General features: G+C 61.1%; 7 protein-coding genes, 1 tRNA gene and 2 rRNA genes. 7 read left to right on the top strand and 3 right to left on the bottom strand.

The annotated features are described in order from the left end of the window. Positions 1-50 precede the first annotated feature (50 nt). Complete coding sequence (gene hemB, locus HLAC_RS00065; protein ID WP_012659268.1) at positions 51-1,031, top strand: porphobilinogen synthase; 981 nt, start codon at positions 51-53, stop codon at positions 1,029-1,031. A 341-nt stretch (positions 1,032-1,372) separates the two neighbouring features. On the opposite strand, the gene HLAC_RS00070 is transcribed toward hemB, so the two are convergent. Further along, complete coding sequence (locus HLAC_RS00070; RefSeq protein WP_008847169.1) at positions 1,373-1,615, bottom strand: ferredoxin; 243 nt, start codon at positions 1,613-1,615, stop codon at positions 1,373-1,375. A gap of 380 nt (positions 1,616-1,995) precedes the next feature. On the opposite strand from HLAC_RS00070, the gene HLAC_RS00075 reads away from it, so the two are divergent. Together HLAC_RS00075 and HLAC_RS00080 are read left to right on the top strand one after the other, a co-directional pair. Then, positions 1,996-2,250, top strand: coding sequence for a DUF7967 family protein (locus tag HLAC_RS00075; RefSeq protein ID WP_012659269.1), 255 nt, complete (start codon positions 1,996-1,998; stop codon positions 2,248-2,250). 84 nt (positions 2,251-2,334) lie between these two features. Next, positions 2,335-5,013, top strand: a complete 2,679-nt coding sequence (locus tag HLAC_RS00080) for a valine--tRNA ligase (RefSeq protein WP_012659270.1) — start codon at positions 2,335-2,337, stop codon at positions 5,011-5,013. A gap of 20 nt (positions 5,014-5,033) precedes the next feature. On the opposite strand, the gene HLAC_RS00085 is transcribed toward HLAC_RS00080, so the two are convergent. Together HLAC_RS00085 and HLAC_RS00090 are read right to left on the bottom strand one after the other, a co-directional pair. Then, on the bottom strand, positions 5,034-6,089 hold the full coding sequence (locus tag HLAC_RS00085) for a quinone-dependent dihydroorotate dehydrogenase (protein ID WP_049933615.1): 1,056 nt from the start codon (positions 6,087-6,089) through the stop codon (positions 5,034-5,036). Positions 6,090-6,221: 132 nt separating this feature from the next. Continuing rightward, on the bottom strand, positions 6,222-6,425 hold the full coding sequence (locus tag HLAC_RS00090) for an AbrB/MazE/SpoVT family DNA-binding domain-containing protein (RefSeq protein WP_012659272.1): 204 nt from the start codon (positions 6,423-6,425) through the stop codon (positions 6,222-6,224). 294 nt (positions 6,426-6,719) lie between these two features. Here HLAC_RS00090 and HLAC_RS00095 point away from each other — a divergent pair, with 294 nt between their 5' ends. The 4 genes from HLAC_RS00095 (at position 6,720) to HLAC_RS00110 (ending at position 12,374) form a co-directional block, all read left to right on the top strand. After that, positions 6,720-7,049, top strand: a complete 330-nt coding sequence (locus HLAC_RS00095; protein ID WP_012659273.1) for a non-histone chromosomal MC1 family protein — start codon at positions 6,720-6,722, stop codon at positions 7,047-7,049. Between the two features lie 433 nt (positions 7,050-7,482). Further along, positions 7,483-8,952 (top strand): 16S ribosomal RNA (locus tag HLAC_RS00100). A 158-nt stretch (positions 8,953-9,110) separates the two neighbouring features. Beyond that, positions 9,111-9,182: transfer RNA gene (locus HLAC_RS00105), tRNA-Ala, on the top strand. Between the two features lie 272 nt (positions 9,183-9,454). Next, positions 9,455-12,374: ribosomal RNA gene (locus HLAC_RS00110) — 23S ribosomal RNA — on the top strand. Together the 16S and 23S rRNA genes with 1 tRNA gene alongside form the textbook arrangement of a ribosomal RNA operon. Positions 12,375-12,465 lie beyond the last annotated feature (91 nt).

The raw sequence follows: 12,465 nt of genomic DNA on the forward strand, positions 1-12,465 counted from the left end.
GATTCGCCGCGGACGAATCATAAAAGACGGCTCGAAGCCAACGCTCGGGTATGCACCCAACGGACCGGCCGCGGCGGCTCCGTACCGACGGCGCTCGCTCGCTCGTCAGCGAGACCTCGCTGTCGGCGTCGGACCTCGTCGCCCCCGTCTTCGTCGACGCGACGACCGACGAGCGCGTACCGATCGAGACGATGCCCGGCCACGAGCGCGTCCCCGTCGACGAGGCGGTCGCCCGAGTCGAGGAGGTCCGCGAGACCGGCGTCGAGGCCGTCATCGTCTTCGGCATCCCCGAGTCGAAGGACGCCGAGGGCACGCGCGCGTACGCGGAGGACGGGGTCGTCCAGCGCGCGATCCGGCGAATCACCGCCGAGACCGACGCCTACGTGATCGGCGACGTCTGCCTCTGTGAGTACACCGACCACGGCCACTGCGGCGTGATCGAGGAGTCGGCGGAGACGGACCCGACGCTCACGGTGAAAAACGACGAGACGCTGGAGTTGCTCGCGGAGACCGCCGTCTCGCAGGCGGATGCGGGCGCTGACATGGTCGCGCCTTCGGCGATGACGGACGGACAGGTCCGCGCGATTCGCGAGGCGCTCGACGCCGCAGGCCACGCGGACGTAGGGCTGATGAGCTACGCGGTCAAGTACGAGTCCGCCTTTTACGGGCCCTTCCGCGACGCGGCCGACGGTGCGCCCGCGTTCGGCGACCGTCGCCACTACCAAATGGACCCCGCGAACCGTCGCGAGGCGCTCCGCGAGGCTCGAATCGACGCCGAGGAGGGCGCGGACGTGCTGATGGTGAAACCCGGGCTGCCGTACCTCGATATCGTCGGCGACCTCCGGCGGGAGTTCGACCACCCGATCGCCGCGTACAACGTCTCCGGAGAGTACGCGATGCTGCACGCGGCCGCGGAGAAGGGGTGGCTCGACTTGGAAGCGACCGCTCACGAGTCGCTGCTGTCGCTCAAGCGCGCGGGCGCGGACCTGATCATCACGTACTTCGCCGAGGACCTAGCTGAGCGCTTATAAACGGAAGCGGGTCAGACTGACACTCTTGCTAATTATTCATTTTGGCGCGCCCCGATTCGGGGCTCTCTGAGCCGCGAACCGACGGTGCGAGGGAGTCGGTCGCCCGGAGCGAAGCGACGAGTGACCGACGAGGCTGGGGAGGTGAGAGGCGCGGTCGCGGGCGGGTTGGACTCAAAGGGGCAGTCGCGAGGGCGACGCTTGACGACGTAAGCACCGCAGGAACGAGTGGAACGAGTGACGAGGAGCGCAGCGAGTCACGCGAGCCGTCGCGGCTGGGGCTTTGAAGATGTTTGTCGCAGTCGTTCTGCCAGCCGCTATTTATAAGCAAAATCTGAAGCCGTTCACACCACCTGCTCGCCGTCGTCGTCGTAGACCTCGATGGCGTCGACCGGGCAGACCCGCGCCGCGAACTTCGCGTCGAACTCCTCGCCGTCGGGCACCTCGACGACGAACACGTCCTCGTCCTCCTCTTCACTCCCCCGTAGGTCGGCTTTCCCGTCGTTCAGGTTCTTCTCGAAGGCGTCCCACTCGGCGACGCACTGGTACATTCCGACGCAGGTGTCACGATCGAACTTCACGCGCATGCCTCTCGGTTCGACGAGGCGGTACAAAGCGCTGGCGACGAGGTGTGCCGGAATCCGATCGAATCGCGTGACTGATCGGTCGCGGGCCGAAACGGTTATCGGCACGTTATCGTTCCAAACTCGGCCATCCTCAAAGCCCCAGCCTCGGTTATACGCAATCGGATCCTGCGTGGTGAACGCCTCCAAAGCCCCACCCTCACGGCTCACGGCTCGCGGCTTCGCCGCTCGCGTTCGCCGCGTCCCTCGCGCGTGCTGCTCGCGGGCCGATGGCCTGCTCGCAGGCACGCGCCAACCGCAATCGTCGAGATCGAACCCCGTCGCTGAGCGCTGCGCCCGCCGCGACCGTCCTTTTTAAGCGTCGCAGGCACGGATCGCCGCGTATGACTACGGTCTGGCTCGTCGATCGGCAGTTCGACTCGAAGGGGCTCGTGCGGCTCACCTACGCCACGGAGGACGGCGAGCGGATGCACACGAAGGAACTGGCCGAACAGCGACTCGTCACGGGCGACGGGGTCACCGCCGGCCGCGAGGTCGAGGAGAATGCGCTCGGCGAGAGCCCGGCCGACGAGATCGAGCGCTTCGCAACGGAGGCGTCGAAGATGGCCGCCGAACACGACCTCGACGATCGGGTCTGACGGTACCCGACCGTAGCTGATCGCGCAATCCTGCCCCACACAACCGAGGCCGTTAAGGGGGAACCGGCGGAACGTGAGTGTGAAATGCCCAGTGGTGAGTACGACCCAGACACCGTCGAGCCGCGGTGGCAGCGGCGATGGGTCGACGAGGAGACGTACGCCTACCCCGACGACGACCCGGTCGATCCGAACACGGTCTTCTCCATCGACACGCCCCCGCCGACGGTATCGGGGAGCCTCCACATGGGCCACCTGTACGGCTTTACCCTCCAGGACTTCGTCGCCCGATTCGAGCGCATGAACGGTGGAGAGACGTTCTTCCCGTTCGGCTACGACGACAACGGTATCGCCTCCGAGCGGCTCACCGAGGACGAACTCGATATCCGCCACCAGGACTTCGAACGCCGGGAGTTCCAGGCGAAATGTCGGGAGGTCTGTGCCGAGTACGAGGCGCAGTTCACCGAGAACGTCCAGTCGCTCGGCGTCTCAGTCGACTGGGACCACACTTACCAGACGATCGAGCCGCGCGTCCAGCGCATCTCCCAGCTGTCGTTCCTCGACCTGTACGATCAGGGTCGCGAGTACCGCGAGAAGGCGCCCGCGATCTGGTGTCCCGAGTGCGAGACCGCCATCTCGCAGGTCGAGACCGAGGACGACGAGCAGGCCAGCCACTTCCACGATATCGCCTTCCCCGTGGTCGGAGGCGACGCAACCGATGACGGCGCCGAGGAGTTCGTCATCTCGACGACGCGCCCCGAACTTCTCCCCGCGTGCGTTGCCGTCTTCGTCCACCCCGACGACGACGAGAACCAGAACCTCGTCGGTGAGTCCGCCGAGGTCCCGCTGTTCGGCCACGAGGTGCCGATCATCGCCGACGAGCGCGTCGACATGGAGACGGGTTCCGGCATCGTGATGTGCTGTACGTTCGGCGACCAGAACGATATCGAGTGGTACCAGGTCCACGACCTGAACCTCCGGGTCGCTATCGACGAGTCCGGACATATGACCGACGTCGCCGAGGGGTACGAAGGGATGCACGCAGACGAGGCCCGCGAGGCTATCGTCGAAGACCTCGACGGGGCGGGCGCGCTGCTGGACCGCCGCGATATCACCCACACCGTCAACGTTCACGAGCGCTGCGGGACGAGCGTCGAGTTCCTCGTCACCGAGCAGTGGTACGTCGAGATGCTCGACAAGACCGACGAGTACCTCGAGATCGGCCGGGAGATGGAGTGGTCTCCGGAGAAGATGTTCACCCGGTACGAGCACTGGGTCGAGGGGCTCCAGTGGGACTGGCTCATCTCTCGTCAGCGCTCCTCGGGCATCCCGTTCCCGGTGTGGTACTGCGAGGACTGCGGGGAGATCGTCGTCGCCGAGAAGGCCGACCTGCCCGTCGACCCCCTCTCGGACGACCCGCCGGTCGACGCCTGTCCCGAGTGCGGCCACGACGAGTTCGAACCTGAAGACGACGTGCTCGACACGTGGGCCACCTCCAGCCTGACCCCGCTCATCAACGCCGGCTGGGACTGGGACGAGGACGCCGGGGAGTTCACCATGGAACACCCCGAACTGTACCAATTCGACCTCCGACCACAGGGCCACGATATCATCAGCTTCTGGCTGTTCCACACGCTGGTGAAGTGCTACGAGCACACCGGTGAGGTTCCGTTCGAGGAGACGATGATCAACGGCCACGTCCTCGACGAGAATCGGGAGAAGATGTCGAAGTCCGTCGGTAACGTCGTCGAGCCGGAGGCGGTGCTGGCGGAGTTCCCGGTCGACGCCACGCGCTACTGGGCCGCCGGGACCGCCGTCGGCGACGACTTCCCGTTCAAAGAGAAGGACCTCCGCGCGGGCGAGAAGCTGATCCGCAAGCTGTGGAACGCCTCTAAGCTCGTCGAGTCGCTGGCGCCGGAGCCGTACCCGGATACGCCGGCCGACGAAGACCTCCGAGAGCTCGACCGCTGGCTGCTCGCCGAGCTCGACGACCGAATCGAGCGACTCACTGGGCTCTTCGAGGATCGCGCGTTCTCGAAGGCCCGCGACGAACTCCGGAGCTTCTTCTGGAACACGTTCTGTGACGACTACCTCGAGATCGTCAAACAGCGCGAGGACGACGCCGCGGCGTACACGCTCCGGACGGCACACCGGCGGTTCCTGAAGTTGTTTGCCCCGCTGCTCGCGCACGTTACCGAAGAGCTCTGGCACGACATGTACGCCGATGGAGCGAGCGACCCCGACGCGGTCGACGCCGCCGTCGCCGACGGCGCGCGCGACTCGATCCACCTCGCCGACTGGCCCGAGCCGCTCGGTCTGGAGGCAGACCACGAGGCTGGTGCGGCCGCCACGGCAGTCGTCGGTGCCCTCCGAAAGTACAAGAGCAAGAACCAGCTCCCGCTGAACGCCGAGCTCGATGCCGTCGAGGTGTACGCCGATGTCCGCGGGTTTGAGGAGGACATCACGGGCGTGATGCATGTTGCGGACCTTACCGTCCATCCCGATGAGGACGCCCCGGTCGAGACGGTGATCACCGGGATCGACCTCGACTACGCCACCGTTGGGCCGAAGTACGGTGATCAGGTCGGGGACATCGAGGCGGCGCTCGCGAAAGAGGAGTACGAGATCGACGGCGAGGAGCTCCACGTTACGGGTGTTACGCTTGTCGAGGAGGAGTTCGCGATCGAGGAGGAGCGACAGTACCAGGGCGACGGCGAGCTGTTAGAGGCGGACGACGTGGTCGTTATCGTCCGTAACGAGGCGTAGAACCTCCCTGCGCGGTCCGGCTATAGATCCGCGCCGACAGCGGCCTCGACCGAGTCGAAGCCGTCCCGATCGAGGAGATCGAGGACCCCCCCGTTGATGTCGCGTGCGAGGCCCGGCCCCTCGTAGACGAGCCCTGTGTACAACTGGATGAGGGACGCGCCCGCCCGTATCTTCTCGTAGGCACCCTTCGCGTCCGAGATTCCGCCGACCCCGATCACCGGAACGTCGGTGCGCTCGGCAACGAACCGGACCCGCTCCGTGGCGATCGGCTCTATCGGCTTCCCCGAGAGTCCACCGCGCTCAGCCTGCTGGGGACTTTTTAGAGAGTTCGGACGCGATGTCGTGGTGTTGGTTGCGATGACGCCGTCGAGACCGAGATCGTCGACGACTCCGAGCGCGTCCTCGACTGCTGGCTCCGGGAGGTCCGGGGAGAGTTTTACAAGGAGAGGATCGGCGCCCGCGTCCGTAAGAGTGCCAAGTATCTCCTCTAACGCCGCGCGGTTCTGCAGTTCGCGGAGACCGGGCGTGTTCGGGCTGGAGACGTTAACAACGAAGTAGTCGCCGGCGTCCGCCACGCGCTCGTAGGTATATAGATAGTCCTCGGGGGCCTCGGCGAGGGGTGTCGACTTCGACTTCCCGATGTTGATTCCAACCGGAATCTCCGGCAGCGGCTCCCGATCGAGCCGTTCGCCGACGATGTCGGCACCCTCGTTGTTGAACCCCATCCGGTTTATGAGAGCTTCGTCCTCGCGCAGCCGAAACAGTCGCGGTCGCGGATTCCCCGGCTGTTGCTCAGCGGTGACGCCGCCGACCTCGACGTGACCGAACCCCAGCGCTGCGAGGCCGCGCGGGACCTCAGCATTCTTGTCGAAGCCGGCCGCGACGCCCACGGGATTGGGAAACTCGTTCCCGAATGCCTCAACGCGCAGACGAGGATCGTTCACGGAGAACCGGCTGTGGAGGTGTTCAGTCACCGGTGTGGTTTGCACCGCACGTAACAGTCGGTGTGTCAGCCCGTGTGCCGTCTCCGGGGGAAGTCCGAACAGTGCCGGCTTCAAGAGATCGTACGCGCCCATCGTTTCGGTCTCGTCACGCACGGGCATCAATCCGCCGACCGCCGTCGCAAGGGTAGCTCGCGCACACCTCGACTAACTCGGTGTCCCAGTCCGGCCTTTAAAAGTGAGTACTATGGAAAAATACGAGCTGGTTCAGAAGTCGTGTTCAAGATCTTCCGGGCTGGAATCGGCCTTCTGAATGATTATCTTTCCGTCTCGGACCCGAACGAACACTTCGTCGCCGATATCCATTCCGGCGACGGCAAGCTCGTCCTCGTGGAGGTTCACGTGGACGTTGTGGTACTCCCCCTCGTCGTCCTTGGCGCCACTGGGGCTGAGCTTCTTTTTACGGACCATCGCGGTTGTACTGGTCAAACTTCGCCATAGCAGACACATAAGTGTTGTTTACCCGCACAGGAGCGATCTCGCCTGTTCTGTCGACGCTGTTCGTGCAACGCTCCGACCGATCAACGCTTCATCTCGAACGGGCGATCTGTCCTCCGACCGTCGACCGACTCCCATATTGGCTCGTAAATCACTCGAAACCGCTAGCCCGTACGGAGTTAATATATAAATGTTTTGCAGATCAGCTTTCATTTGCCCGATATATTTATTACAGACTGTGTGTTGGGTTCGCATGGAGGATAAACCATGGTACGTGAAGACGGTAAGCGAAACTTTGCCCTTCGAGAGGAAGACGGATCGGAACCGAGTGAGTTCTCCGGTAATATGCCCCGCCAGGCCGCGCTCAAGGCTGCCCGTACGCTTGAGCCCGCCCCCTCGGAGGAAGAGGCAGAGCGGATCACGCTCCGCCTCCGCGAGAAGGGGACCCAGAAGGTTCATGAGTACGAGGGTTGGGCTTGGAAGGACAGCGCCCCCGAGGTCGACGACGCCGCCGACGAGTTTTGGCTCAACGATCTCGACGATATCACGAAGGCGAACGTCTCGAAACAGGGGATCGAGTACATCGACGACGAGTAGCCTTCGAGGCCAGATGCGTTTTTTGTCGCCCCTATCCACATAGCTATCCGCTCGTTCACACTCCCACGTCATGAAACCGCATGACGAAGCTCCGATGGTTCGACGGGGTTAAATACAACCCGGCCATCGTGACTAATGCGAAGAACGCACCTGCGAACTCGGGCCGTTCAACCCGGTCCGGTTTCGCTGGATCTGAAACGCTTCGATGGGTTTATAGCCCATCGGAGGGTACAATCAGATCCGCGAAGATGAGGATTTCGCCCCCTGCGCTCCGGCGTAAGAGGAAATCTGATGTGAGCCGTGGTAGTTCGGTGTCATCCAGGTCGCTGGGTGGACCGGACACCACATAGACCATGCAATGGTGTTTTGACTTATCGCAAGTCAAAACCCGCCAACACCCCTCTGAGCCGGGAATCAGGCTCGGAGGTTATACATTCCGGTTGATCCTGCCGGAGGCCATTGCTATTGGGATTCGATTTAGCCATGCTAGTCGCACGAGTTCAGACTCGTGGCGAATAGCTCAGTAACACGTGGCCAAACTACCCTTCGGAGCACGATACCCTCGGGAAACTGAGGTTAATAGTGCATACCACAATCCACCTGGAATGAGGATTGTGCCAAAAGCTCCGGCGCCGAAGGATGTGGCTGCGGCCGATTAGGTAGACGGTGGGGTAACGGCCCACCGTGCCAATAATCGGTACGGGTCATGAGAGTGAGAACCTGGAGACGGAATCTGAGACAAGATTCCGGGCCCTACGGGGCGCAGCAGGCGCGAAACCTTTACACTGCACGCCAGTGCGATAAGGGAATCCCAAGTGCGTAGGCATAGAGCCTACGCTTTTGTACACCGTAGGGAGGTGTACGAATAAGGGCTGGGCAAGACCGGTGCCAGCCGCCGCGGTAATACCGGCAGCCCGAGTGATGGCCGATCTTATTGGGCCTAAAGCGTCCGTAGCTGGCCGCGCAAGTCTATCGGAAAATCCACCCGCTCAACGGGTGGGCGTCCGGTAGAAACTGCGTGGCTTGGGACCGGAAGGCGCGACGGGTACGTCCGGGGTAGGAGTGAAATCCTGTAATCCTGGACGGACCACCGATGGCGAAAGCACGTCGCGAGGACGGATCCGACAGTGAGGGACGAAAGCCAGGGTCTCGAACCGGATTAGATACCCGGGTAGTCCTGGCCGTAAACAATGTCTGTTAGGTGTGGCTCCCACTACGAGTGGGTGCTGTGCCGTAGGGAAGCCGCTAAACAGACCGCCTGGGAAGTACGTCCGCAAGGATGAAACTTAAAGGAATTGGCGGGGGAGCACTACAACCGGAGGAGCCTGCGGTTTAATTGGACTCAACGCCGGACATCTCACCAGCGTCGACTGTAATAATGACGATCAGGTTGATGACCTTATCCGAGTTTCAGAGAGGAGGTGCATGGCCGCCGTCAGCTCGTACCGTGAGGCGTCCTGTTAAGTCAGGCAACGAGCGAGACCCGCATCCTTACTTGCCAGCAGCACTGCGAAGTGGCTGGGGACAGTAGGGAGACCGCCGTGGCCAACACGGAGGAAGGAACGGGCAACGGTAGGTCAGTATGCCCCGAATGCGCTGGGCAACACGCGGGCTACAATGGTCGAGACAAAGGGTTCCAACTCCGAAAGGAGACGGTAATCTCAGAAACTCGATCGTAGTTCGGATTGTGGGCTGCAACTCGCCCACATGAAGCTGGATTCGGTAGTAATCGCGTGTCATAAGCGCGCGGTGAATACGTCCCTGCTCCTTGCACACACCGCCCGTCAAAGCACCCGAGTGAGGTCCGGATGAGGCTCGTTACACGAGTCGAATCTGGGCTTCGCAAGGGGGCTTAAGTCGTAACAAGGTAGCCGTAGGGGAATCTGCGGCTGGATCACCTCCACCGACCCGAGACTCGCCTTCTGGGCGAGCTCACCTTTCGACCGTCACCAGACGGTCACTATTCATGCATGGTCTGTGTCCGACTATCCGCCGGCCTGGACACCGACGAACTACCACGGTTCACACAAACGGAGATACATCCTTCCCGCGTGGGAAGGTGGGCTCATAGCTCAGCGGTAGAGTGCCTCCTTTGCAAGGAGGATGCCCTGGGTTCGAATCCCAGTGAGTCCATGTCAGCCTCGGTCCGAATCCGTCCCCTTAAGTGGGAGACGCGACTCGGATCGAGTAGACGACGACCGATGCACCATCCCGGGAAACCGCGGATGGGAAGGGTTCGATGGACACGCTCCTGCCTGGACGTGATCCAATGACGACCGTGTATACGTGCGATCCAGACGTCCACTGAACTCATACGAGTTCGTGGAACGTCAGTGAACCATATACAGTCGGGTGACATTTAGTCACTTGACACCGTCAGCGGTTCTTTATTGAATCGACTGACACACTACTGGCTACTGTGCCAGCTGGTGAATGGCTCGGCTCGAGAGCCGATGAAGGACGTGCCAAGCTGCGAAAAGCTCATGGGACCCGCATGGAGGGGAAGAACATGAGATATCCGAATCGGAATCCGTTTACAATTGCCACGCGCAATAGGGAACTCCCTGAATTGAAACATCTCAGTAAGGGAAGGAAAAGAACGCAATAGCGATGTCGTCAGTAACCGCGAGTGAACGCGACACAGCCCAAACCGAAGGTCTTCGGACCAATGTGGTGTTCGGGTTGACAATCAATTCTCGACATTTCATCTGAAGTCTCCTGGAATGGAGCGTGAGACAGGGTGACAACCCCGTAAGATGAGGCAGTACAGAAGGCGTCAATACCAGAGTAGCAGGGGTCGGATATCCTCTGTGAACGACTCAGGCATCCCCTGAGAAGGCTAAACACTCCTCGAGACCGATAGCGAACAAGTAGCGTGAGCGAACGCTGAAAAGCACCCCGAGAAGGGCGGTGCAATAGGGCCTGAAATCAGTTGGCGATCGAGCGACAGGGCGTACAAGGCGATTCTCAAAACGACCGAGGAGCGATCCTCCAGTAGGAAGAGAGTCGAGCCGGCGTCGTGTCGTGCGTTTTGAAAAACGACCCAGGGAGTGCACTTGATTGGCGAGTCTAACCCGTGAACCGGGGAAGGCGTAGGGAAACCGATACGGCCGCAGCACATTCGTGCGAGGGCCACCGTGTTCAAGCGCGGGGAGTCAATTGGGTGCGACCCGAAACCAGGCGATCTATACACAGGCAGGGTGAAGCGTGGCGAAAGCCACGTGGAGGCCCGTTAGAGTTGGTATTCTACAATATCCTCTCGTGATCTGTGCATAGGGGTGAAAGGCCCATCGAGCCTGGCAACAGCTGGTTCCAACCGAAACATGTCGAAGCATGACCTCTTCCGAGGTAGCCCGCGGGGTAGAGCTACCGATTGGATGACCCGCCTCCGAGAGGAGTCGGCCATCCTGTCGAACTCCAAACCCGCAGGCGCTGTAGACGAAGGGAGTCCGGTGCGCGGGGTAAGCCTGTGTACCGTGAGGGGAACAACCCAGAGCCGGGTTAAGGTCCCAAAGTGTAGATTAAGTGCGATTCGAAGGTGGTCTCAAGCCCTAAACAGCCGGGAGGTGAGCTTAGAAGCAGCTACCCTCTAAGAAAAGCGTAACAGCTTACCGGCCGAGGTTTGAGGCGCCCAAAATGATCGGGGCTCAAATCTACCACCGAGACCTGGCCGTGCCCTTGACAGGGGCAACCGCGTAGGTTGGCGTTCTGTTCGGATGGAAGCACGGGTGAGAACTCGTGTGGACCGTTCAGAAACGACAATCCTGGTCACAGTAGCAGCGATAGTCGGGTGAGAACCTCGACGGCCTGAAGAGCAAGGGTTCCTCGGCACTGCCACTCAGCCGAGGGTCAGCCGGTCCTAAGATGCACCGTAACTCGACTGCATCAACGGGAAACTGGTTAAGATTCCAGTGCCATCGTGCAGTAAACGTCGACGCCGTGTGGAACGCTGAGCCGGGCTTTCGCCCGGTCAAATCGTGGAAACTCGTGGAAGCCGTCACGGCACGAAGCGAGCGAAACGCGAGATAGCGCAAGTCAGCCGTACATAGGGCCCGTGAAAAGACAAGCACGATGTCCGTACCAAGATCCGACACAGGTGCTCTGGCAGCGCAAGCCAAGGCCTGTCGGGAGAACCGACGTTAGGGAATTCGGCAAGTTAGTCCCGTACCTTCGGAAGAAGGGATGCCTGCTCTCGACGGAGCAGGTCGCAGTGACTCGGGCGCTCCGACTGTCTAATAACAACACAGGTGACCGCAAATCCGCAAGGACTCGTACGGTCACTGAATCCTGCCCAGTGCGGGTATCTGAACACCTCGTACAAGAGGACGAAGGACCCGTCAACGGCGGGGGTAACTATGACCCTCTTAAGGTAGCGTAGTACCTTGCCGCTTCAGTAGCGGCTTGCATGAATGGATAAACGAGAGCGCCACTGTCCCAACGTTGGACCCGGTGAACTGTACGTTCCAGTGCGGAGTCTGGAGACCCCCAAGGGGAAGCGAAGACCCTATAGAGCTTTACTGCAGGCTGTCGCTGAGACGTGGTCGCCGATGTGCAGCATAGGTAGGAGTCATTACACAGGTACCCGCGCCAGCGGGCCACCGAGACAACATTGAAATACTACCCGTCGGTGACTGCGACTCTCACTCCGGGAGGAGTACACCGGTAGCCGGGCAGTTTGACTGGGGCGGTACGCGCTCGAAAAGATATCGAGCGCGCCCGAAGATCATCTCAGCCGGGTCGGGAATCCGGCGAAGAGCGCAAGAGCACAAGATGGTCTGACAGTGTCATTCCCAACGAGTGACGCTGACGCGAAAGCGTGGTCTAGCGAACCTACGAGGCTCCGGAATGGGGCCCGTAGATGACAGAAAAGCTACCTTAGGGATAACAGAGTCGTCACCCGCAAGAGCACATATCGACCGGGTGGCTTGCTACCTCGATGTCGGTTCCCTCCATCCTGCCCGTGCAGAAGCGGGCAAGGGTGAGGTTGTTCGCCTATTAAAGGAGGTCGTGAGCTGGGTTTAGACCGTCGTGAGACAGGTCGGCTGCTATCTATTGGGGGTGTCAAGGTACTTGACGTGAACAAACGTATAGTACGAGAGGAACTACGTTTGGTCGCCACTGGTGTACCGGTTGTGTGAGAACGCAATGCCGGGTAGCCACGCGACACGGGGTAAGAGCTGAACGCATCTAAGCTCGAAACCCACATGGAAAAGAAGTACCGATGAGGTCACTCGTAGAAGACGAGTTCGATAGACTCGGGATGTACGCACCGAGGCAACGAGGTGTTGAGTCCACGAGCACTAACAGACCGAAGCCACAGTCATACGGCACTGACACCACAGGTCGTATGAGTTCAGGCGGTAACTGGATCGCACATATACACGGTCGGAAGAACCACCGACACAGGCGTCTCTCT

It is taken from the genome of Halorubrum lacusprofundi ATCC 49239, from assembly GCF_000022205.1.
GTDB lineage: Archaea > Halobacteriota > Halobacteria > Halobacteriales > Haloferacaceae > Halorubrum > Halorubrum lacusprofundi.

Bases quoted from the DNA above. Each gene is read 5' to 3' on its own strand.
- HLAC_RS00090 (WP_012659272.1), bottom strand. From the start codon at position 6,425: ATGGTCCGTAAAAAGAAGCTCAGCCCCAGTGGCGCCAAGGACGACGAG.
- HLAC_RS00095 (WP_012659273.1), top strand. From the start codon at position 6,720: ATGGTACGTGAAGACGGTAAGCGAAACTTTGCCCTTCGAGAGGAAGAC.
- HLAC_RS00075 (WP_012659269.1), top strand. From the start codon at position 1,996: ATGACTACGGTCTGGCTCGTCGATCGGCAGTTCGACTCGAAGGGGCTC.
- hemB (WP_012659268.1), top strand. From the start codon at position 51: ATGCACCCAACGGACCGGCCGCGGCGGCTCCGTACCGACGGCGCTCGC.
- HLAC_RS00085 (WP_049933615.1), bottom strand. From the start codon at position 6,089: ATGGGCGCGTACGATCTCTTGAAGCCGGCACTGTTCGGACTTCCCCCG.
- HLAC_RS00080 (WP_012659270.1), top strand. From the start codon at position 2,335: ATGCCCAGTGGTGAGTACGACCCAGACACCGTCGAGCCGCGGTGGCAG.
- HLAC_RS00070 (WP_008847169.1), bottom strand. From the start codon at position 1,615: ATGCGCGTGAAGTTCGATCGTGACACCTGCGTCGGAATGTACCAGTGC.